General features: G+C 72.7%; 22 protein-coding genes. 16 read left to right on the forward strand and 6 right to left on the reverse strand.

Annotation, left to right across the window (positions count from 1 at the left end; all coding sequences use genetic code 11):
• Positions 1 to 3: 3 nt before the first annotated feature.
• Both ABGB11_RS30445 and ABGB11_RS30450 read right to left on the reverse strand, forming a co-directional pair.
• Positions 4 to 678: a response regulator transcription factor gene (locus tag ABGB11_RS30445; RefSeq protein ID WP_347638390.1), complete on the reverse strand. Its 675-nt coding sequence runs from the start codon at positions 676 to 678 to the stop codon at positions 4 to 6.
• Positions 679 to 707: 29 nt separating this feature from the next.
• Positions 708 to 1,958, reverse strand: coding sequence for a sensor histidine kinase (locus ABGB11_RS30450; RefSeq protein ID WP_347638392.1), 1,251 nt, complete (start codon positions 1,956 to 1,958; stop codon positions 708 to 710).
• 262 nt (positions 1,959 to 2,220) lie between these two features.
• On the opposite strand from ABGB11_RS30450, the gene ABGB11_RS30455 reads away from it, so the two are divergent.
• The 5 genes from ABGB11_RS30455 to ABGB11_RS30475 all read left to right on the forward strand — a co-directional run bounded on the left by ABGB11_RS30455 (position 2,221) and on the right by ABGB11_RS30475 (position 7,918).
• The gene (locus tag ABGB11_RS30455; RefSeq protein WP_347638394.1) at positions 2,221 to 2,706 is read left to right on the forward strand and encodes a cysteine dioxygenase family protein; all 486 of its coding nucleotides are present in this window, start codon (positions 2,221 to 2,223) and stop codon (positions 2,704 to 2,706) included.
• Positions 2,707 to 2,767: 61 nt separating this feature from the next.
• On the forward strand, positions 2,768 to 3,400 hold the full coding sequence (locus tag ABGB11_RS30460) for a class I SAM-dependent methyltransferase (RefSeq protein WP_347638396.1): 633 nt from the start codon (positions 2,768 to 2,770) through the stop codon (positions 3,398 to 3,400).
• Between the two features lie 53 nt (positions 3,401 to 3,453).
• Positions 3,454 to 4,932, forward strand: a complete 1,479-nt coding sequence (locus ABGB11_RS30465) for a sugar porter family MFS transporter (RefSeq protein ID WP_347638398.1) — start codon at positions 3,454 to 3,456, stop codon at positions 4,930 to 4,932.
• A 291-nt stretch (positions 4,933 to 5,223) separates the two neighbouring features.
• Positions 5,224 to 7,209, forward strand: a complete 1,986-nt coding sequence (thrS, locus tag ABGB11_RS30470) for a threonine--tRNA ligase (protein ID WP_347638400.1) — start codon at positions 5,224 to 5,226, stop codon at positions 7,207 to 7,209.
• A 106-nt stretch (positions 7,210 to 7,315) separates the two neighbouring features.
• Positions 7,316 to 7,918 carry a hypothetical protein gene (locus ABGB11_RS30475; RefSeq protein ID WP_347638402.1) on the forward strand — a complete coding sequence of 201 codons (603 nt, stop codon included), beginning with the start codon at positions 7,316 to 7,318 and terminating at the stop codon, positions 7,916 to 7,918.
• A gap of 30 nt (positions 7,919 to 7,948) precedes the next feature.
• On the opposite strand, the gene ABGB11_RS30480 is transcribed toward ABGB11_RS30475, so the two are convergent.
• On the reverse strand, positions 7,949 to 8,593 hold the full coding sequence (locus ABGB11_RS30480; RefSeq protein ID WP_347638404.1) for an Asp23/Gls24 family envelope stress response protein: 645 nt from the start codon (positions 8,591 to 8,593) through the stop codon (positions 7,949 to 7,951).
• Between the two features lie 312 nt (positions 8,594 to 8,905).
• Between ABGB11_RS30480 and ABGB11_RS30485 the strand changes: the two genes are divergently transcribed.
• Both ABGB11_RS30485 and ABGB11_RS30490 read left to right on the forward strand, forming a co-directional pair.
• A complete protein-coding gene (locus tag ABGB11_RS30485; protein ID WP_347638521.1) occupies positions 8,906 to 9,418 on the forward strand; it encodes an HIT domain-containing protein in 513 nt (170 codons plus the stop codon).
• The gene (locus tag ABGB11_RS30490) at positions 9,415 to 9,825 is read left to right on the forward strand and encodes a DUF393 domain-containing protein (RefSeq protein WP_347638406.1); all 411 of its coding nucleotides are present in this window, start codon (positions 9,415 to 9,417) and stop codon (positions 9,823 to 9,825) included. Before ABGB11_RS30485 ends, ABGB11_RS30490 begins: the two co-directional genes overlap by 4 nt.
• 7 nt (positions 9,826 to 9,832) lie before the next feature.
• On the opposite strand, the gene ABGB11_RS30495 is transcribed toward ABGB11_RS30490, so the two are convergent.
• Genes ABGB11_RS30495 through ABGB11_RS30505 form a run of 3 tightly spaced genes read right to left on the reverse strand, consistent with a single transcriptional unit; the run spans position 9,833 to position 13,441 of the window.
• A complete protein-coding gene (locus ABGB11_RS30495; protein ID WP_347638408.1) occupies positions 9,833 to 10,768 on the reverse strand; it encodes a hypothetical protein in 936 nt (311 codons plus the stop codon).
• The gene (locus ABGB11_RS30500; RefSeq protein WP_347638410.1) at positions 10,765 to 11,220 is read right to left on the reverse strand and encodes a hypothetical protein; all 456 of its coding nucleotides are present in this window, start codon (positions 11,218 to 11,220) and stop codon (positions 10,765 to 10,767) included. The genes ABGB11_RS30495 and ABGB11_RS30500 overlap by 4 nt, the downstream gene beginning before the upstream one ends.
• A gap of 55 nt (positions 11,221 to 11,275) precedes the next feature.
• The gene (locus tag ABGB11_RS30505) at positions 11,276 to 13,441 is read right to left on the reverse strand and encodes an elongation factor G-like protein EF-G2 (RefSeq protein WP_347638412.1); all 2,166 of its coding nucleotides are present in this window, start codon (positions 13,439 to 13,441) and stop codon (positions 11,276 to 11,278) included.
• Positions 13,442 to 13,768: 327 nt separating this feature from the next.
• Between ABGB11_RS30505 and pgsA the strand changes: the two genes are divergently transcribed.
• From pgsA to ABGB11_RS30550, 9 genes are all read left to right on the forward strand, one after another.
• Entirely contained in the window at positions 13,769 to 14,467 is a 699-nt protein-coding gene (gene pgsA, locus ABGB11_RS30510) for a phosphatidylinositol phosphate synthase (protein WP_347638414.1), read from the forward strand.
• Positions 14,464 to 15,393: a phosphatidylinositol mannoside acyltransferase gene (locus tag ABGB11_RS30515; RefSeq protein ID WP_347638416.1), complete on the forward strand. Its 930-nt coding sequence runs from the start codon at positions 14,464 to 14,466 to the stop codon at positions 15,391 to 15,393. Before pgsA ends, ABGB11_RS30515 begins: the two co-directional genes overlap by 4 nt.
• A 10-nt stretch (positions 15,394 to 15,403) precedes the next feature.
• Positions 15,404 to 16,564, forward strand: coding sequence for a glycosyltransferase family 4 protein (locus ABGB11_RS30520; protein WP_347638418.1), 1,161 nt, complete (start codon positions 15,404 to 15,406; stop codon positions 16,562 to 16,564).
• An 11-nt stretch (positions 16,565 to 16,575) separates the two neighbouring features.
• A complete protein-coding gene (locus tag ABGB11_RS30525) occupies positions 16,576 to 17,118 on the forward strand; it encodes a hypothetical protein (RefSeq protein WP_347638420.1) in 543 nt (180 codons plus the stop codon).
• A gap of 106 nt (positions 17,119 to 17,224) precedes the next feature.
• Positions 17,225 to 18,256, forward strand: coding sequence for a DUF3048 domain-containing protein (locus ABGB11_RS30530; RefSeq protein WP_347638422.1), 1,032 nt, complete (start codon positions 17,225 to 17,227; stop codon positions 18,254 to 18,256).
• A 140-nt stretch (positions 18,257 to 18,396) separates the two neighbouring features.
• On the forward strand, positions 18,397 to 19,320 hold the full coding sequence (gene pdxS, locus ABGB11_RS30535) for a pyridoxal 5'-phosphate synthase lyase subunit PdxS (RefSeq protein ID WP_347638424.1): 924 nt from the start codon (positions 18,397 to 18,399) through the stop codon (positions 19,318 to 19,320).
• 155 nt (positions 19,321 to 19,475) lie between these two features.
• Entirely contained in the window at positions 19,476 to 20,090 is a 615-nt protein-coding gene (locus tag ABGB11_RS30540; RefSeq protein WP_347638426.1) for a hypothetical protein, read from the forward strand.
• A 104-nt stretch (positions 20,091 to 20,194) separates the two neighbouring features.
• Positions 20,195 to 20,812, forward strand: coding sequence for a pyridoxal 5'-phosphate synthase glutaminase subunit PdxT (gene pdxT / locus ABGB11_RS30545; RefSeq protein ID WP_347638428.1), 618 nt, complete (start codon positions 20,195 to 20,197; stop codon positions 20,810 to 20,812).
• A 3-nt stretch (positions 20,813 to 20,815) separates the two neighbouring features.
• Positions 20,816 to 21,571, forward strand: coding sequence for a YebC/PmpR family DNA-binding transcriptional regulator (locus tag ABGB11_RS30550; protein WP_347638430.1), 756 nt, complete (start codon positions 20,816 to 20,818; stop codon positions 21,569 to 21,571).
• Positions 21,572 to 21,604 lie beyond the last annotated feature (33 nt).

The raw sequence follows: 21,604 nt of genomic DNA on the forward strand, positions 1-21,604 counted from the left end.
CCGCTAGCCGACCAGGCCGTTCTCGTAGGCGTAGACGACGGCCTGGGTGCGGTCACGCAGCATGAGCTTGGTCAGCACGTGCCCCACGTGCGTCTTGACCGTCTGCTCGGCCAGGACCAGTTCGGCGGCGATCTCGGCGTTGGACAGGCCGCGCGCGATGAGCCGCAGCACGTCCAGCTCGCGCGGCGTCAGGCCGGCGGTGGCCTTCGGGCTCGGCCGCTGGTGCCGGCGGCGGCGGGCGAAGTCGCCGATCAGCCGCCGGGTGATGGACGGGGCGAGCAGCGCGTCCCCGGCCGCCACCACCCGGACGCCGTTCACCAGGTCGGCGGCCGACGCGTCCTTGAGCAGGAACCCGCTCGCCCCCGCGCCGAGCGCCTCGTAGACGTACTCGTCCAGGTCGAACGTCGTGAGGACGAGCACCTTCGGCCGCGCCTCCACGGGGTCGGCGTCGGGGTCGAGGTCGCCCGTCAGCTCGGCGGTCGCGGCGAGGCCGTCCATCTCCGGCATCCGGATGTCCATCACGATCACGTCCGGGTCGAGCCGGCGGGCCATCTCCACCGCCTCGCGGCCGTTGCCCGCCTGCCCGATCACCTCGATCCCGGGATCGGAGGACAGCAGCGCCGCGAGCCCGTCGCGGATCATCACCTGGTCGTCGGCGATCAGCACCCGAATCGTCACGAACCAACCTTACGGGGCCGGGGCGATCGTCAGTCCGGATCTCCATAGGGCAGCTCGGCGGCGACCGCCCAGCCCTCGTCCCGCGGGCCGGCGTCGAGGCTGCCGCCGAGCATCGTCACCCGCTCGCGCATCCCGACCAGCCCGTGGCCGCCGCCCTGCGACCGCTCCGGCTCGTCGCGGGCGCCGTCGTCGGTGACCGACACCGCCAGCGAGTCGGAGCCGTACTTCACCTCGACGTGCACCCGCGAGCCCGGCGCGTAGCGGGACGCGTTGCTCAGCGACTCCTGGACGATCCGGTACGCCGACAGGTCGACGCCGGTGTTCAGCGGGCGCGGCATCCCCACGACGACGGTCGCGACCGACAGCCCGGAGCGGCGGGCCGCGGCGACCAGGTCGTCCAGCCGGTCGAGGCCGGGCTGGGGGGCGCGCTCGGCGCCCTCGTCGTCCGAGCGCAGCAGCCCGACGACCCGGCGCGTCTCGGTGAGCGCCTCGCGCGCCGCGTCCCGGACCACCCCGAACGTCTGGCGGGCGGCGTCCGGCAGGTCCGGGATCTTGTAGGGGGCGGCCTCCGCCTGCATCGCGATCACCGACATGTGGTGCGCGACCACGTCGTGCAGCTCGCGGGCGATGCGGGCGCGCTCCTCCAGCACCGCCTGCCGGGCCAGGTCCGCGCGGTGCTGCTCCTCGCGCCGGCGCAGCTCCTCCACGGCCGAGTGCCGCCCGCCGACCGCGTCGCCGAACGTCAGCGCGACCGTCGCGACTCCGGCGAGGATCATCCCGAACCAGCCCGGCATCCCGAGCACCACCGCGGGCAGCAGCACGGCGGCGATCGTCACCGCGCCGACGCCGACGGTGGTCTGCCGGTCGGCTCCGACGCCGGTGAAGAACAGGATGACGACCAGGGCCAGGATCGCGGTCACCGGCCACGGCATGAACCCGTCGCCGTGCCGGACGACGACCGTGAGCAGCAGCCCGATCATCGCGATCCGCCAGGCGGCGAGCGGCCAGCGGGCCGCGAAGATCAGCGGCGTCGCCTGCAGCACGCCGAGCGGCCACGCCAGCCCCGTATCGACGCCGTACATCTGGATCGGGATGGCGATGGACCCGCCGGTGAAGCCGACCGCCAGCGCGAACAGGAAGACCAGGATCGGGGCGCGCAGGGCGAGGGACCCGGGCAGCAGCAAGACGGCCGGGTCGTCCCGGCCGGGCACGACGGCGGCGCGGACGCCGGCGAGCAGCCGGGCGCCGCTGCCGGACGCGGGGTGGTCTGGTTCGTTCATTTGCTCGTGAGCCTAGAACGCCCGGCGCCCCACTGACCTGCCCCCCTGGAGGGAGATCCGGACCGGCCCCTGGGTATCGGCTACCTGTTATTTCCGATTGACTTTATAGGGAACCTGGAGCATCCTTGTCGCCGTGACGATCACCGGACTCCTTCACGAGCGCCTCCACGTCGACCTGCGCCGCCAGGCCAGCGCGCTGTGTCGCCGCCCGTCCTGAAACCGGCGAGGACGAACGGCCCACACCGCGAGGGGAACGACCCAGATGACCGTCACCACGACCGATGCCGCCGTGCCCGGAACCCGCGACGGACGCTTCGCGCCGCCGCGGCTCGCCGAGCGGGCCCGCGAGATCGCCGCCGCCCCGCACGAGTGGGTGCACCGGGTCCGGCTCGATCCGGACGGGCGCTGGTACGAGCGCGTCCACCTGGACGCCGACCACGAGATCTGGCTGATCAGCTGGCTGCCGGGCCAGTCCACCGGGTTCCACGACCACGGAGACTCCGCGGGCGCCTTCGCCGTCGCGCTCGGCACACTGGAGGAGGACCGCGTCCGCACCCGGGAGGACATCGGCGCCGGGCAGGTTCGCGCGTTCGGCCCCGGCTACGTCCACGACGTGCGCAACACCGGCGACGCGCCCGCCGTGAGCGTGCACGTCTACTCGCCGCCCCTGGCCACCATGCGCCGCTACGACCTCGGCCAGGACGGCGAGCTCGTCCGGCTGGCCGACGAGTCCGCCGACGACTGGTGACCGCGGCGCGCCGCCGGGCCGCGATCTTGCAGTGATCGCCGGGGCGGCGGAGACTGCGGGGATGAGCGACCTGAGCCATCCGATCTTCGCCCGGCTCTATCCGCGGCTGGACGCCCAGTGCGCCAGGGCGGGCGGCGACGCGCACCGTGCCGAGCTGCTCGCCGGGGCGTCCGGCCGCGTGCTGGAGGTGGGCGCCGGATACGGGGCCAACTTCGCCCACTACCCGCCCGAGGTCACCGAGGTCGTCGCGCTCGAACCCGAGCCGCGGCTGCGCGCGATGGCCGACCACGCGGCGGGCCGCGCCCCGGTGCCGGTGACGGTCCGTCCCGGCGTCGCCGAGGACCTGGACGTCGACGACGCGTCGTTCGACGTGGCGGTGGCCTCGCTCGTGCTCTGCTCGGTGCGCGACCCCGCCCGCGCGCTGGCCGAGCTGCGGCGCGCCCTCAGACCGGGCGGCGAGCTGCGCTACTACGAGCACGTGCGGGGGAGCACGCCGGGGAAGGTCCGGTTCCAGCGCTGCGCCGACGTGCTCTGGCCGTTCCTCGCCGGCGGCTGCCACCTCACCCGCCCGACGGGCGAGCTGATCGCCCGCGGAGGCTTCACCGTGCGAACCGAGCGGCGCTTCGAGTTCCCCGAGCCGAGCCGGGGCAACCCGGCCTCGCCGCACGTCCTCGGAATCGCCATCCGCGACTGAGCCCGCGGCAAAGGGTCCGCATAAGGTTCCCCCTCCCGGGAAGATCCGCCCCCATGAGCGCTCCAGGAAGCGGGACGGCGGCGGACGACCGGGCGGAGGGGGCGGAGGGGGCGGCGCACTCGTCGGCCATCGCGGTGCTCCTCGCGGGCGCCGCGGCACTCGGCGGCTTCCTGTTCGGCTACGACTCCTCGGTGATCAACGGGACGGTCGACGCGCTCAAGGAGCAGTTCGGCCTCGGCGGCTTCGCCGTCGGCTTCGTCGTGTCCGCCGCGCTGCTCGGCTGCGCCGCCGGCGCCTGGTTCGCCGGGCCGCTCGGCGACCGGATCGGCCGGGTGCGGGTGATGCTGATCGCCTCCGTGCTGTTCGTGGTCAGCTCGCTCGGCTCGGCGCTGGCCTTCAGCGCGGTCGACCTGACCTTCTGGCGGCTCGTCGGCGGCCTCGCCATCGGCGCCGCGTCCGTGATCGCCCCCGCCTACATCGCCGAGATCGCCCCGGCCGAGCTGCGCGGGCGGCTCGGCTCGCTGCAGCAGATGGCGATCGTGCTCGGGATCTTCGCCGCGCTCGTCGTCGACTACGTCATCGCCCAATTCTCGGACGGCGGCGCCACCGGGACGTTCCCCTGGGGCGGCGGCGCCTGGCGCTGGATGTTCGCCAGCTGCATCGTCCCCGCCGTGATGTACGGCGTGATCGCCACCACCATCCCCGAGTCGCCCCGCTACCTCGTCAAGAAGCACGAGACGGCCCGCGCGCGGCAGGTGCTGCGGCGGGTCATGGGCGGCCGCGGCGACGTGGACACCAAGATCCGCGAGATCGCGCGGTCCATCGCCGCGGACCGGCCCGTGCACCTACGCGACCTGCGCGGGCCCCGGCTCGGCCTGCTGCCGATCGTGTGGGCCGGCATCCTGCTGTCGGTCTTCCAGCAGTTCGTCGGCATCAACGTGATCTTCTACTACTCGTCCTCGCTGTGGCAGGCCGTCGGGTTCTCCGAGGACGACGCGATGCTCACCTCGGTGATCAACTCGGTGGTCAACGTCGCCTTCACGCTGGTCGCGATCGCCCTCGTCGACCGGATCGGGCGGCGGCCGCTGCTGCTCACCGGCGCCGCGGGGATGGCGGTCTCCCTCGGCGTCCTCACGGTCTGCTTCGCGACCGCGCCCGTGGTGGACGGCGACCCGCGCCTCGGCGACGCCGCCGGGCCGGTCGCGCTCGTCGCGGCCAACGTGTTCGTCGCCTCCTTCGCCGCGACCTGGGGCCCGGTCGTGTGGGTGATGCTCGGCGAGATGTTCAACAACTTCATCCGGGCCTCCGCGCTGGCCGTCGCCGCCGCCGCGCAGTGGCTCGCCAACTGGCTGATCACCACGACGTTCCCCGGCATCTCCGGCTTCTCGCTCGGCCTGGCCTACGGCATCTACACGCTGTTCTCCGTCCTGGCGTTCGTGTTCGTTTTCCGCGCCGTGCCCGAGACCAAGGGCCGCGAGCTGGAGGACATGGACCGCCTCGAAGCGCCGCGGGCGTCGAGAGCCCGCGCGTGACCGCGTGGAACCGCCGTGCCGCGCGCGTGCCCGTCGGCTACAGTGGTGGCATGCCGTTCGCCTGTTTCGAGACGACGACGCCGGGTCACTCCCGGCGCGAACGCGGCATGTCCTGACATCGCACGCGGAAGGGCCCCGGGAGCGTTCCCGGGGCCCTTCCGCTGTCCGGGGACGTGCCGGGCCTCCGCCCGACGAGAGGAGCGGCCGATGGAGCCGCATGCGTCCGGGGGACACCCCGAGTCGATAGCATCGGAACCCGCTGATCCCAACCCACCATCGCGAGGAGTACCCGTGTCCACCGTGTCTGAGCTGCGCATCACCCTCGACGGGAGCGAGCGGGCGGTGCCGGCGGGCACCACCGCGGGGCAGGCACTGGAGGCCGACGGCCGCACCGTGATCGCCGCCCGCGTCAACGGTGAGCTGCGCGACCTCGCCGGCGAGCTGCGCGACGGCGACGCCGTCCAGCCGGTCGAGATCGGCTCCGACGACGGCCGGGCGATCATGCGGCACTCCGCCGCGCACGTGATGGCGCAGGCCGTCCAGGAGCTGTTCCCGGAGGCGAAGCTCGGCATCGGCCCGCCGGTGGAGAACGGCTTCTACTACGACTTCGACGTCGCCGAGCCCTTCACCCCCGATGACCTCAAGCGCATCGAGAAGCGGATGCGCGAGATCGTCAAGCAGGGGCAGCGGTTCTCCCGCCGTCCCGTCTCCGAGGAGGACGCCCGCGCCGAGCTGGCCGCCGAGCCCTACAAGCTGGAGCTGATCGGGCTGAAGGGGGCCGGCCCCGTCGAGGACGCCGCCGACGGCGCCGACGTCGAGGTGGGCGGTGGCGAGCTGACCATCTACGACAACCTCGACGCCAAGTCCGGCGATCTGCGCTGGAAGGACCTCTGCCGCGGCCCGCACGTGCCGTCCACCCGCGTCATCCCCGCCTTCAAGCTGATGCGCAGCGGCGGCGCCTACTGGCGCGGCAGCGAGAAGAACCCGCAGCTCCAGCGGATCTACGGCACCGCGTGGGAGTCGCGCGAGAAGCAGGACGAGTACCTGAAGTTTTTGGAGGAGGCCGAGAAGCGCGACCACCGCAGGCTCGGCGCCGAGCTCGACCTGTTCTCCTTCCCGAACGAGATCGGCAGCGGTCTCGCGGTCTTCCACCCGAAGGGCGGCGCCGTCCGCAAGGTGATGGAGGACTACTCGCGCCGCCGGCACGAGGAGGAGGGGTACGAGTTCGTCAACACCCCCCACATCTCCAAGGGCAACCTGTTCGAGACCTCCGGGCACCTCGGCTGGTACAAGGACGACATGTTCCCGGCCATGGAGGTCGACGGCGGCGACTACTACCTCAAGCCGATGAACTGCCCGATGCACAACCTGATCTACCGGGCGCGCGGCCGGTCCTACCGGGAGCTGCCGCTGCGGCTGTTCGAGTTCGGGTCGGTGTACCGGTTCGAGAAGTCGGGGGTCGTGCACGGCCTCACCCGCGTCCGCGGCATGACCCAGGACGACGCGCACATCTACTGCACCGAGGAGCAGATGGGCGAGGAGATCAAGCGGCTCCTCGACTTCGTCCTCGGCCTGCTGCGCGACTACGGGCTGAACGAGTTCTACCTGGAGCTGTCCACCCGCGACGAGTCCGAGAAGTTCATCGGCTCGGGCGAGATGTGGGAGAAGGCCACCGCCGCGCTGCGGGAGGCCGCCGAGTCCACCGGGCTCGACCTCGTCCCCGACCCGGGCGGCGCCGCGTTCTACGGCCCGAAGATCTCCGTGCAGGCCAAGGACGCGATCGGCCGGACCTGGCAGCTGTCCACCATCCAGGTCGACCCGAACCAGCCCGAGCGGTTCGGCCTGGAGTACCAGGCGGCGGACGGCTCCCGGCAGCGGCCGATGATGCTGCACCGGGCGCTGTTCGGATCGATCGAGCGGTTCTTCGGCGTGCTGCTGGAGCACTACGCGGGCGCGATGCCGCCGTGGCTGGCGCCCGTCCAGGCGGTCGGCATCCCGATCGGCGACGCCCACGTCCCGCACCTGGAGAAGGTCGCGGCGAAGCTGCGCGAGCACGGCCTGCGCGTCGAGGTCGACACCTCCTCCGACCGGATGCAGAAGAAGATCCGCAACGCGCAGAAGCAGAAGGTCCCGTACATGCTGCTGGCGGGCGACGACGACGTCGCCAAGGACGCGGTGTCGTTCCGGTACCGCAGCGGCGAGCAGAAGAACGGGGTCCCGATCGCCGAGGCCGTGGACGAGATCGTCAAGGCCGTCGAGGCGCGCGTCCAGATCTGAGCCGGGGGCCGTGCCCGCCCCGCGGGCACGGCCGGTCCGGGCGCCCCGACCGGGACGGAGTTGGTAGCCTCATCGACCACGTGCGAGGACCGGGGAGACAGCGGAGATGAAGTCCAGGAGGCCGGCGCGGAGGGCGCGGTCGCTCTGGGCACGGATCGCCGGCTACACCGGGACGCTGGCGCTGGTCGCCGCTGCCGTCATCGTGCTGCTCATGCCGCTCATGGACGACGGCGGCAAGAGCGCCGCCGGTGCCCGGGGGACCGCCGGGCCGTCCGCGCCGGCGGGCGGGGCGCCCGGCGGTTCCGGGCTCCCGGCGACCCCGACGAACCCGGTCCCGCAGCAGGACGGGAGCGGCCGGCCGTATCCGTCCGGGCAGGACGGCGGCGGGTCCGGGGGCCAGGGCGGCGGGCCCGTGATCCCCACCCAGGGCTCCGGCGGCATCGGCTGGTGCCCGAGAGGGACGGCGTTCTACAAGCCCGCTACCACCGGCGTCGACGTCGTCGTCACCGTCGCCTCCAGCGGCGCGATCAGGGCCGAGCTGCTGCTTCGGGGGCGGGAGCCCCAGTCCCAGCAGACCACCGTGCGGAGCGGCGGGCCGCACGCGTTCCACTTCCAGGGGGTCGCGCCGCAGCTGGTCGAGCGCGTCAAGGTCAACACGGTCTCCGTCGGCGTCGCCATGCAGACGTGCTATGCCCGCCCCGGCGCGTGACGTCGGGCGGGCGCTGCGGGCCGGGCGTGCTCAGCGAGCGGGCGGCGCCGCCCCCGGCGCGGCCGGCTTCGGATCGCCGGCCTTCTGAGCGGTGCCCTTGCGGGTGGGCGGCATGCGGACGTCCTCGACGGACACGTTGACGGCGGCGACCCGCGCCCCCAGCATCATCCCCGCCACCCGCGCCACGTTGGCCTTCACGACCTTCGCCACGTCCTTGATCACGACGCCGTAGTCGACGGCGATGGCGACGTCGACCGTCACCTCGTCCTCGTTCTGCACCACCCGCACGCCCGCGGCGGGCGCCTCGTCCCGGGCGGTGAGCGCGGCGACCCCCTCGACCTCCAGCGCGGCGAACGCGGCGATCTTCCCGATCACCGCGTCCCCGATCGTGATGCGGCCCTCCACCGGCGAGGTGAGGTCGCCGGACGAGCCGCGCAGCGTCATCGGCACCGCGTTCGGCCCGGACGACAGCACGCTGCGCGGGGGAGGGGCCGCCTGCTGCGCCGGCGGCGCGGAGAGCGGCGTTCCCTGCTGCGTTCCTTGCTGCGTTCCTTGGGGCGTCCCCTGGGGCGGTACCGACGCCTGGCGCCCGGCCCCGGATCCGGAGAAGGCGGGCCTCGGCCCGGCCTCCGGTCCCTGCTCCGCACTCCCGCCGTGCTTGTCGAGGCCGCTCATATCGCTCCCTGCGTTCGGTCGGGTGACCATGGTGTCGGAACGGCCCGCCGGACGCCATGCCGGGCCGCCGGACGCGGGCGCTGGGGGTGGCTCGCGCAGGCCCGCCGCGGCGGTGCATTCGGGGATCCCCGGCTACAGCCCGGCGGGCGTTCCTCTCTATGCTGCTGGTCAGGCCGTGAACAAAAGGAGACCGCCGCCTTGACCGCAGAGCCGGAGGAGTCCGTGGTGCACCAGGGGCGCGAGAACGCGCCCGGCGCCGGCGCCGGGGACGAGCGCAGACCCCGCTTCGAGGAGGAGAGGGGCGGCGCGGGCGTGCCCGACAACTTCCAGCGGCTCTGGACACCGCACCGGATGGCCTACATCAAGGGCGAGAACAAGCCGACGGGCGCGGGCTCGGGCGACGGCTGCCCGTTCTGCGAGATCCCGGAGATGACCGACGAGGAGGGCCTCGTCGTGTCCCGCGGCAAGTCGGTGTTCACGGTGCTGAACCTCTACCCCTACAACTCCGGGCATCTGATGGTCGTCCCGTACCGGCACGTCGCCGACTACGCCGACCTGGAGGAGCCGGAGTACCTGGAGCTCGCCCTGTACACGCAGCGGTCCCTGACGGCGCTGCGCAAGGCGAGCGGCGCGCAGGGCTTCAACGTCGGCATGAACCTCGGCCTCGTCGCGGGTGCGGGGATCGCCGCGCACCTGCACCAGCACGTCGTGCCGCGCTGGGGCGGGGACACCAACTTCATGCCGGTCGTCGGGCACACCAAGGTGCTGCCCCAGCTCCTCCGCGACACCCGCCAGATGCTCGCCGACGCCTGGCCCGCCTCATGACCGGGCGGGAGCGGCCCGAGCGGCCCGTGCTCGTGTACGACGGCGACTGCGGCTTCTGCACGTCCTCCGTCCGGTTCCTGGAGCGGTACGTGCCCGTCCGGGCCACCGTCGTGGCCTTCCAGTTCGCCGACCTGGACGCGCTCGGCACCACGGCGGAGCGGGCCGAGTACGAGGTGCTGTGGATCGACCGGGCCGGACGCGTCAGCGGCGGCGCTGAGGCGGTCGGGCGGCTGCTGACCGCGGCCGGCGGCCCCTGGAAGGCGCTCGGGGTGGCCATCCGCATCGCGCCGGTGAGCTGGCTCGCGCACGGCGTCTACCGCCTCGTGGCCGCCAACCGGCACCGGATGCCGGGCGGGACGGCGGCCTGCATGCTGCCGGCCGCGCAGCGCCCCGGCGCCCGCGACTGAGCCCCCGTCAGGAGGCGGCGGGCTCGTCCGCCTCCGGTGCCCGGCCGCGCAGCCGCTCGGGCAGCAGCCCCGTGAGCCGCTCCAGCGGCAGGAAGGCGGCCAGCCAGATGGCGTGCGGCAGGAAGTGGATCGTCATCAGCGCGTAGGTCACGACGTGGAAGCCCGCGAAGAACAGCACCAGCGCGTACAGGGGCCGCCCGCGCAGGAACAGCAGCACCGGTGAGACGGCCTCGGCCGTGAACATGAACCACTGGCTGGCCTTCAGCAGCACCGGATGGTCGATGAAAGCGCGCCCGATCAGGGTGCCGCGGCGGCTCAGCGCCCACTGGACGGTCGACCCGTTCGGCCACGCGGGGAACCCGCCGATGCGCACCTTCGCCCACGCGGACAGGAAGTAGGCCGCGACCACCGCGATCTGGATGCAGCGCACCGACCACCCCGACGCCTCGCAGCGCGCGGTGTCGCCGACCCTCGCACGCCCCACGCCCGGCAGCACGAACAGGGCCACGACGAGCGCCAGGTGGTCGTGGTCGACCTTGCCGTACGACATGCTGATCGTGACCCACCACAGGTACCCGCACGCGGCGGTGTAGCCGCTCGCGCGGGGGAGTAAGCGGCCGGTCGCGGCGACGAGGCCGGCCCCGACCGTCACCGCCAGCAGCGTGTACATCGCCCAGGGCGTGGGCGCGGGAAGGTGCACCAGCCGGCCCAGCAGGACCGGCTGGTACAGGTCGGCCGGCAGCCGCGCGTGCGCCAGCGAGCTGCTGGTCAGCAGCAGCATGTCGAACGGCAGGAACGCGTAGCCGATGATCCGCAGCCAGGCGATCCGCGCGCGCGGGACGGGCCCGAACCACCAGCGGTCCCACGCCGTGCGGGACGGGCCGGCGGCGTCCCGCGAGGACCGGACGGGGCGCGGCGCCTCCGGGGTCGCGGCGGCGGTCACCGCACGTCCCAGACGACGCGGTTGCGCCTGGTCGTCGACACGACCCTGCCGTGCCGGAGGGTCCGGACCTCCTGCACGACGTAGATCCTGGTCAGCCTCGGCCAGTCCGGGTGCAGACGGTGCTGCCCCTCGGCGATGCCCTGCAGCATGGCCGGGTGGTGGACGATGCGGTCCATCTGCCCCTCGATCTCGGCGCGCTTCATTCCCGTCCCCGCCGCATCCCGGGACAGCTCCACGTGCGTGCCCGCGGCGGTGTCGGCCTCCAGCCAGAAGGAGTTGATGGTGCCGCCGTCGTCCTTCACCGAGAACGCGTACTGCGTCATCGGCCCGAGCGGGAAATGGTCGTTGCTTCCGAACGCGCTGCTGCACAGGAGGGCGCCGACGACCGCGACGCCGGCGAGGGACCGCCAGAGCCGCGCGCGGGCCGTGAGGCGGAGGACTGGAAGATCCACTGGACAAGCCTAGAGCCCCGCCCGGGGCGCCGGGCGGGGCATCGGCCCACTCGGTCTAGCCTTCCTTGGCCTCGGCGGCGACCTTCTCGGCGAGATGCGACGGGAGCGGCTCGTACCGCAGGAACGAGCGGCTGAACGTGCCGGTCCCCTGCGACATCGAGCGTAGGTCGATCGCGTACCGGATGATCTCCAGCTGCGGCACCTCGGCCTTGATCATGGTGCGTCCGCCGGGCACCGCCTGGGAGCCGAGCACCCGGCCGCGGCGGGAGGTCAGGTCGGACATGATCGGGCCCACGTACTCGTCGGCGATCAGCACGTCGACCTCGTCGACCGGTTCCAGCAGCAGGATCGGCACCTGGCTCGCCGCGTCCTTGAGCGCGAGCGCCCCGGCCGCCTGGAACGCCATGTCGGACGAGTCGACCGAATGCGCCTTCCCGTCGTGCAGCGTGACCTTGATGTCCACCAGCGGGTACCCGGCCGAGACGCCGCGTTCCATCTGCTGCCGGACGCCCTTCTCCACCGACGGGATGAACTGGCGCGGCACGACCCCGCCGACGATCTTGTCGACGAACTCGAAGCCCTCGCCGGAGGGGAGCGGCTCCACGTCGATGTGGCAGATGCCGTACTGGCCGTGCCCGCCGCTCTGCTTGACGTGCCGGCCGAGGCCCTTGGCCTTGCCGCCGAACGTCTCCCGCAGCGGCACGCGCAGGTCGACGCGCTCGACCTCCACGCCGTACCGGCTGCGGAGCCTGTCGATGAGCACGTCGGCGTGCGCCTCCCCCATGCACCACAGCACCAGCTGCCGGGTCTCGGAGTTGTTCTCCAGCCGCAGCGTCGGGTCCTCGGCGACGAGCCGGCCGAGCGCCTGGCTGAGCTTGTCCTCGTCGGCCTTGGACTTGGCGCGGATCGCGACCGGCAGCAGCGGGTCGGGCATCGACCACGGCGCCATCACCACGGGCGAGCCCGGGTCGGACAGGGTGTCGCCGGTCTCGGCGCGGCTGAGCTTCGCCACCGCGCAGATGTCGCCGGCGATGCAGGACGACATGGTCCGCTGCGTCTTGCCGAGCGGCGAGGTGAGGGCGCCGATGCGCTCGTCGACGTCGTGGTCCTCGTGCCCGCGGTCCTCCATGCCGTGTCCGGAGACGTGCACGGTCGTGTCGGGGCGCAGCGTCCCGGAGAACACCCGGACCAGCGAGATCCGCCCGACGTACGGGTCGGACGTGGTCTTGACGACCTCGGCGACCAGCGGGCCCTCGGGATCGCAGGTGATCTCCCTGGGCGGCCCGCCCTTCACCGGCGTCACGGTCGGGATGCCGTGTTCGAGGGGAGACGGGAAGGCCTGCGTGATGACCTCCAGGAGCTCCAGCATCCCGATGATCGGTCCGGGGTGGTCGCCGTGCGGGACGGACGTCGCGATGACGGGGTAGAAGCTGCCGCGCGCCACCGCGGTCTCCAGGTCCTCGATGAGCGCCTTGACGTCGATGTCCTCGCCGGACAGGTACCTGTCCATGAGGCTCTCGTCCTCGCTCTCCTGGATGATGCCCTCGATCAGCGACGCGCGCTGCTCGGAGATCTGGTCCAGGTACTCCGGGTCCGGCATGCACTCGACGCGCTCCCCGCTGGAGTAGTCGAGGCAGCGCTGCGACAGCAGCCCGATCAGGCCCTTCAGGCCGTCCCCGCCGCCGGCCGGGAAGTACAGCGGCGCGACGCCCTCGCCGAACACGTCCTGGCAGGTGAGGACCACGTCGTCGAAGTCGCCGCGCTGCTGGTCGATCTTGGTGATGACGACCGCGCGGGGCATCTGCACCGCGGCGCACTCGTCCCAGATCATCCGGGTGAGCCCGTCGATGCCGTCCACCGCCGAGATCACGAACAGCGCCGCGTCGGCGGCGCGGAGCCCGGCGCGCAGGTCGCCGACGAAGTCGGCGTAGCCGGGCGTGTCGATGAGATTGACCTTGACGTCCCCGTGCACGAGCGGGGCGAGCGCGAGGTTGACCGAGCGCTGCTGGCGCACCTCGACCTCGTCGAAGTCGCTGACGGTGGTGCCGTCCTCGACCTTGCCGGCCCGCTGCAGCGTGCCCGTGGCGGCGAGCAGCGCCTCCACGAGCGTCGTCTTGCCCGCCCCCGAATGGCCGACCAGCGCGACATTGCGCACCCTGTCGCACCCGCCGGCCTCCGGTGCCCTGCCGGGGGCTCCCGGGTGGCCTCCCTTGTCCGCCATGACTACCTCCTCGGACGGGCCTCTCGCGGAGGCCCGCGTGCGGCTGGGGCCCGGCCCTGGCGGGCCCGGCCCTGACGTCCGAGTGCGGCGTCCGACCTCGTAGCGCGCGTGACCGACGTCACACCCGTGCCAACCACCCTTTCCCGTGATGGCCGGGACCACAAGGGGTGAACGGCAATCAACCGTGATCTGTCCGTGCCGCGCGACCCCCAAACCCCGGCCTGACCACGGGCCCGCGAGGTCCGCACTACGATGGGCGCGCCACGGCCGGCGGCCCGTCCCGCGTGCGGAGGCCGGCACCCCACGACCAGTCGAGAACGGACGGCGATGCTCAACAAGATCAGGCCCGCGCTGGGGCGCGTCCTCACGCCCGTCGGACGGGCGGTCGCGCGGACCGGAGTGTCGCCCAACGCCATCACCGTCATCGGGACCGCGGGCGTCGCCGCCGGAGCGCTCGTCCTCTTCCCGCGAGGGGAGTTCTTCTGGGGGACGATGGTCATCACCGCGTTCGTGCTGTTCGACATGCTCGACGGCGCGGTCGCCAGGGTCACCGGGAAGATCTCCAAGTTCGGCGCGTTCCTGGACTCCACCATGGACCGGGTCGCCGACGCCGCGATCTTCTCCGGGCTGATGATCGGGCTCTACCGGGACGGCCAGGAGCCCCTCGCCGCCGTCGCCCTGTACTGCCTCGTCTCCGGGGTCGTGGTGTCGTACGCCAAGGCCCGCGCCGAAGGGCTCGGCTACACCTGCAACGTGGGCATCGCCGAGCGCGCTGAACGCCTCATCGTCGCGCTGGTCGCCGCCGGGTTCGACGGGCTCGGCGTCCCCTTCATCCTCGCCGTCGCGCTGTGGGCGCTCGCCGTGCTCAGCACGATCACGGTCGGCCAGCGGTTCGCCACCGTCTACGTCCAGGCCCGGGACGGCGCGGGGCCGGGAGCGGGCGACGGAACCGGAAACGGAGCCGGAAACGGAGCCGACAACGGTGCCGACAACGGGGCGCAGAAAACGCCGGAGCCCCATCGATGACCACGCCCCGCCGCGGAGAGGCGACGCCGTCGCTCCGCGATGAGGTGACCGACGCCGTCTACGGCCTGGGCTGGACGGTCGTGCGCAAGATGCCGGAGAGCGCGGCGCGGCTGGCGTTCGCCGCCCTCGCCGATCGCACCTGGCACCGCTACGGCGCCGGGGTGCGGCAGCTGGAGAAGAACCTGTGCCGCGTCCTCGGCAAGGACGCCGTCGACGACGAGGTCCGCGTCCTGAGCAAGAAGGTGCTGCGCTCCTACTTCCGCTACTGGCTGGAGGTGTTCCGGCTCCCCGAGTACGACCGGGCGCGGATCCTCGGCCGGATGCGCGTCACCGGCGAGAAGAAGATCTTCACCAACCTCGACTCCGGGCGCGGCGTGATCCTGGCGCTGCCCCACATGGGCAACTACGAGCACGCCGGCGCGTGGCTCGTGCACTGCGGCCACCCGTTCACCACGGTCGCCGAGCGGCTCAGGCCGGAGTCGCTGTTCGACCGGTTCGTCGAGTTCCGCGAGAGCCTCGGCATGGAGGTCCTCGCCCACACGGGCGCCTCGGCGTACGGGCGGCTGGCGCAGCGGCTCCGCGCGGGGCGGCCGGTGTGCCTCGTCGTCGACCGCGACCTGACCGCGAGCGGCGTCGACGTCGAGTTCTTCGGCGCCACCGCCCGGATGCCCGCCGTCTCGGCCGCGCTGGCGCTCCAGACGGGCGCCGCCCTCATTCCCGTGACACTCTGGTATGAGGGCGAGTACTGGGCGGCGAGGGTCCACGAGGAGATCCCCGTCCCGGACGAGGGCGGCAGACAGGAGAAGATCCAGGCCATGACCCAGGAGCTCGCGCGGGTCTTCGAGGCGGGCATCGCCGCGCACCCGGAGGACTGGCACATGCTGCAGAAGGTCTGGATCGACGACCTGGCGGACGGCGGGGGATGAGGACCGGGCCATGAAGGTCGGCATCGTCTGCCCGTACACCTGGGACGTCCCGGGCGGCGTGCAGCAGCACATCGGCGACCTCGCCGAGGCGCTGATCGCGCTCGGCCACGACGTGTCGGTGATCACGCCCGCCGACGACGAGGCCGACCTGCCGCCCTACGCCGTGTCGGCGGGGCGCGCCGTGCCCGTCCCCTACAACGGCTCGGTGGCGCGGCTGGCGTTCGGGTTCCTGTCGGCCGGGCGGGTCCGGCGCTGGATCAACGACGGCGGCTTCGACGTCCTGCACGTCCACGAGCCCGCCGCGCCCTCGCTCGGGCTGCTCGCCTGCTGGGCGGCGGACGGCCCCATCGTCGGCACCTTCCACGCGTCCTACGAGAAGTCCCGCGTGGTGTCGGTCACCGCGCCGATCCTGCGGAGCGCGCTGGAGAAGATCACCGGCCGGATCGCGGTGTCCGAGGCCGCCCGCACCACCCTGGTCGAGCACCTCGGCGGCGACGCGGTGCTGATCCCCAACGGCGTCGCCACCGAGCGGTACGCGATGGCCGAGCCGCTGCCCGGCTGGCGCGGCCGGGCGGGCGCGTCCCGCGCCGGGGACGGGGAGGCGCTCGGCTTCCTCGGCCGGATGGACGAGCCGCGCAAGGGGCTGCAGGTGCTGCTGCGCGCCTTCGAGGTCCTCGCCCGCCGCCGCCCCGGCCTGCGGCTGCTGCTCGCCGGGCCCGGCGACGCCGGCGACGTGATGTCCCGGGTGTCGCCCGAGCTGCGCGAGCGCGTCGTCGTGCTCGGCATGGTCAGCGAGGAGGACAAGGTCCGCGCCTACCACTCGGTGGACGTGTTCGTCGCGCCCAACCTCGGCGGCGAGAGCTTCGGCATCGTGCTCGCCGAGGCGATGTCGGCGGGAGCCCCGATCCTGGCCAGCGACATCGAAGCGTTCGACCGGGTGCTGCGCGGCGGCCGGGCCGGCGTCCTGTTCCCGGTGGGCGACCACGAGGCGCTCGCGGCGGCGGCGGCCGGGCTGCTGGACGACCCGGCCCGCCGCAAGCAGCTGTCCGCGGAGGCCCGCGCGGCCGTGCGCGCCTACGACTGGTCGTCGGTGGCCCGCGACGTGGTGCGGGTCTACGAGACGGTCACCGCCGGCCGGGACGTCGTCGTCGAGTCCGGCCACGGCACCTAGGAGACCGCGGGATGTCCTACGACTGGATCATCGACGTCCTGTTCTGGGTCGCCGTCGCCTTCCTGGTCGCGGTGTACGTGTCGTGGCGCGCCACCCGGCTGGACCGGCTCCACGTCCGCGTCGAGACGGCCCGCGCCGCGCTGGACGCCGCGCTGGTCAGGAGGGCCGCCGCCACGCTCGAGCTGGCCGCGTCCCGCCTGCTGGATCCGGCGACCAGCCTGGTGCTTGCCACCGCCGCCCACGAGGCGCGCACCGCCGACGCCGACGCCCGCGAGTTCGCCGAGAGCGACCTGTCGCGGGCGCTGCGCGCGGCCGTCGACCAGCCGGGCTTCGTCGACACCCTCTCCGCCCGGGGCGCCGGCGACGGGAGCGCGGTGCTGGAGGAGCTGTCGTCCGCGGCGGCGAAGGTCGCCTACGCCCGCCGCTTCTACAACGACGCCGTGTCCCAGGCCCGCATCGCGCGCCGCAAGCCGCTGATCCGGATCCTGCCCCTCGCCGGCCGCGCCCCGCTGCCCGACTTCTTCGAGATCGACGACGATCCGCCCGGAATCTGACCGTCGCTTTGATCACACCGGCGGCGCCGGCCGTACCGCTGGACGGGGCGGCGCACCCGACCACGTTCGCTACCCTCTGGCAGACCGTCCAAGGGAGGGGTACATCGTGCGTTCCGTAAGGGGCACCGTCCCGGGCCGCGTGGCCGCGGGTCTCGGCGTCCTCGTCGCCGGCGCCGCGCTGCAGGCCTGCTCGGACTCCGAGGGCCCGAAGTCGGCGCCGCCGCCGAAGAGCACCGGCTCGCCCCGGGAGAGCGGGACGCCCGAGCCCGCGACGCACCCGTTCACCGGCGGCCGGAAGGGCCTGGACAACCCCGTCCTCGCCGTCAAGATCGAGAACACCGCGCCCGCGTTCCCGCAGAGCGGCGTGAAGGACGCCGACATCGTCTACGTCGAGCAGGTCGAGGGCGGCGAGACGCGGCTGATGGCCGTCTACTCGTCCAAGCTGCCGAAGCGCGTCGGGCCGGTGCGCAGCGCCCGCATCTCCGACCTGCACATCCTGCCGCAGTTCGGCCGTCCCGCGTTCGCGTTCTCCGGCGTCCAGAGCAAAATGAAGAAGTACATCCGGAAGGCGCCGGTGTACGACATCTCGCAGGAGAAGGCGGGCGGCGCCTACTTCCGGTCCGGCGCCAAGCCCATCCCGTACAACCTCTACGCCGACCCCAAGAACCTGCTGAAGCGCGCCCCGAAGGCCGGCAAGCCGCGCGACATCGGCTTCCGCTTCGGGGAGGCCCCGGCCGACGGCAAGCGGACCAAGTCGTTCACCGCGAGGTGGCCGGCCGCGACCATGGGGTTCACCTGGTCGGCGAAGGAGAAGCGGTGGCTCGCCAGCTGGGGCGGGCGCCCCGACCGCGCGGCCGAGGGCGGGCGCCTCGGCGGCAAGACCGTCGTCATCCAGTACGCCAAGACCAGCCGGTCGAAGTTCCATGACTTCCTCGGCAGCTACACGCCCCTGATCCACACCACCGGCACCGGGCGGGCCGTCGTCCTGCGCGACGGGAAGTCCTACAAGGCCAAGTGGTCGCGGCCGTCCGAGGGCAAGGGCACCACCTTCACCACGGCGGACGGCAAGCCCATGAACTTCGCCCCCGGACAGGTCTGGGTGCTCCTCGTCAACGACGGCAAGCCCTACACCCCGTAACGCCCCATAGCGCATGCGGGCACCGCCCCGTGCCGTCACTTCGTAAGCGGCGGGTGCCGCACGTTGACACTATGCCGGGTCGAGAGGTCGTGCGAGCAGGCAATACCATGGAGAACGACTTGTCGTCCGTCACGTGAGGAATGCCCGTGTCCACTTCCACTCCCGCTCCTGAGAACGCCGCGCCCGAGACCGGGACCGCCCGCGTCAAGCGCGGCATGGCGGAGATGCTCAAGGGCGGCGTGATCATGGACGTCGTCACGCCCGAGCAGGCGAAGATCGCCGAAGACGCCGGGGCGGTCGCCGTCATGGCCCTGGAGCGGGTCCCCGCCGACATCCGCTCCGAGGGCGGCATCTCCCGGATGAGCGACCCCGACATGATCGACGGGATCATCGGCGCGGTGTCCATCCCGGTCATGGCCAAGGCCCGCATCGGCCACTTCGTCGAGGCGCAGGTGCTGCAGGCCCTCGGCGTCGACTACATCGACGAGTCCGAGGTGCTCACGCCCGCCGACTACGACAACCACATCGACAAGTGGGCGTTCACCGTCCCGTTCGTCTGCGGCGCCACGAGCCTCGGCGAGGCGCTGCGCCGCATCACCGAGGGAGCGGCGATGATCCGCTCCAAGGGCGAGGCGGGCACCGGCGACGTCTCCAACGCCACGACCCACATGCGCAAGATCCGGCAGGAGATCCGCCGGTTGCAGAGCCTGCCCGAAGACGAGCTGTACGTCGCGGCCAAGGAGCTCCAGGCCCCCTACGAGCTCGTCAAGGAGGTCGCGGAGGCCGGGAAGCTGCCCGTCGTGCTGTTCACCGCCGGCGGCATCGCCACCCCGGCCGACGCCGCGATGATGATGCAGCTCGGCGCCGAGGGCGTCTTCGTCGGCTCCGGCATCTTCAAGTCCGGCAACCCGGCCCAGCGCGCCGAGGCCATCGTGAAGGCCACCACCTTCCACGACGACCCCGACGTGATCGCCAAGGTGTCCCGCGGGCTCGGCGAGGCGATGGTCGGCATCAACGCCGCCTCCCTCGGCGAGGACCAGAAGTTCGCCGGCCGCGGCTGGTGACGCCCCGCCGGTGACCGTGCGCCCGTGAGGCGTGCGTCCGCCCGGTCCGCGTGACCGGGCGGTCAGGTGGGCGCCCCTCTCCACAGCGGACCCTGCCAGGGTTTACGCTGGCGGCGCGGCCGGTCCGGGCGGTGCCGGCCGCGGGAGGGGAGAGCATGGCTTGGTCGGTCGCGCTGGCGTGCGCGAGCGCGGGTGAACCCACCGAGGTGTTCCGGCCGGGCCTGGTGCCCGATCCGGACACCGCCGCGACGATCGCGCGCGGCCTCTATCCCGCGGCCACCCTCACCGAGACCGGCGACACGGTCCTGGACTTCGCGCTCTGGCCGTACGAGGACGAGCTGTTCGTCGGCGCGTTCGAGCGCGCGCTGCTGCTGTGCGACCGGCGGCTGTTCTGCCTCGACGACGACGCCCGCCGGATCGCCGACACCGCCGCCGCCGCGCTGCCCGGCTCCTGCTGCGGCGTGCTCGTCCTCCACAACGTCATTCGCGGCTGCTGGTTCCGCTGGTACGAGTCCGGCGAGCTGCTCCGCGACGTGTTCGTCACGGCCGAGGACGGCGTCGTCGTCGACCAGGGCGAGCGGCTGCCCGCCGAGCGGCCGTTCTGGCGCGCCATCGACGCGGGCGCCCCCGACGTCCCGCTGCCGTTCGACCCCGAGGAGTTCGGCCTCGCGCTCGCCGAGGCGCACATGTTCGGGCGCGGCATCGCCGACCGGGGCAAGGACGGCTTCCTCCCGCTCGAACTCCCGGTTCGCCGCTTCAAGCACGCCTGACCCGGCGAGGGGCCGGCCGCGCACCCGGGAAGACCCGCCAGGTCGTGCGGCGTTGTAAGGAACGTCTAGGGTTGAGACGGCCCCACACTCCCGGAAGGTTCGACGTGACAGCTGTGCCCACGATCGGTGTCCTCGCCCTCCAGGGCGACGTGCGCGAGCACGCGCACGCGCTGGAGGCGGCCGGAGCGCGCGCCCTCGCCGTGCGCCGCCCCGGCGAGCTGGAGGAGGTCGACGGGCTGGTCCTGCCCGGCGGGGAGTCCACCACGATGTGGCGGCTGGCGCGCTCGTTCGACATGCTCGACCCGCTGCGCAAGCGGATCGAGGCCGGGATGCCCGCGTACGGTTCCTGCGCCGGCATGATCATGCTGGCGGACCGGATCCGGGACGGCGTGGCGGGCCAGGAGACCGTCGGCGGGATCGACATGACCGTGCGGCGCAACGCGTTCGGCCGGCAGGTCGACTCCTTCGAGGCCGAGGTGCCGCTGACCGGTATGGGAGACACGCCGTACCACGCGGTTTTCATCCGCGCACCCTGGGTGGAGTCCGTCGGCGACGCCGTCGAGGTCCTCGGACGCGCGGAGAGCGGTCCGAACGCCGGTAGGATCGTCGCCGTCCGCCAGGGGCGCCTCATGGCGACCGCGTTCCATCCGGAGTTGACAGGCGACTTCCGCGTGCACCACTACTTCGCCGATCTGGTGCGCCGGACCACAGAGGAGGATTGACAGATGTCCGGCCATTCCAAGTGGGCGACGACCAAGCACAAGAAGGCGGCCCTCGACGCCAAGCGGGGCAAGCTCTTCGCGAAGCTGATCAAGAACATCGAGGTGGCCGCCCGCACCGGCGGCGGCGACCCCGACGCGAACCCCACCCTCTACGACGCCATCTACAAGGCCAAGAAGAACTCCGTCCCCAACGACAACATCGAGCGCGCCCGCAAGCGGGGCGCCGGTGAGGAGGCCGGGGGCGCCGACTGGCAGACCATCACCTACGAGGGCTACGCCCCCGGCGGTGTCGCCGTCCTCATCGAGTGCCTGACCGACAACCGCAACCGGGCCGCGTCCGAGGTCCGCGTCGCCCTCACCCGCAACGGCGGCTCCCTCGCCGACCCGGGCTCGGTGTCCTACATGTTCGCCCGCAAGGGCGTCGTGATCGTCCCGAAGGCGGGCACCAGCGAGGACGACGTGATGATGGCCGTCCTCGACGCCGGCGCCGAAGAGGTCAACGACCTCGACGACGAGAACCTCGAGGTCGTCAGCGAGGCCTCCGACCTGCTCGCGGTCCGCACCGCCCTGGTGGACGCCGGGATCGACTACGAGTCGGCGGAGAGCAAGTTCCTGCCGAGCGTCACCGTCCCGCTCGACGAGGACAACGCCAAGAAGGTCTTCCGCCTCCTGGACGCCCTCGAGGACTCCGACGACGTCCAGGACGTCTACGCCAACTTCGACGTGTCCGACGAGGTCATGGCCTCCATCGACGCCTGACCCGCCGCCGTCCGCGCGAACGCCGCCGCCCGC

Source organism: Actinomadura sp. B10D3, assembly GCF_039871695.1.
Taxonomy (GTDB): domain Bacteria; phylum Actinomycetota; class Actinomycetes; order Streptosporangiales; family Streptosporangiaceae; genus Spirillospora; species Spirillospora madurae.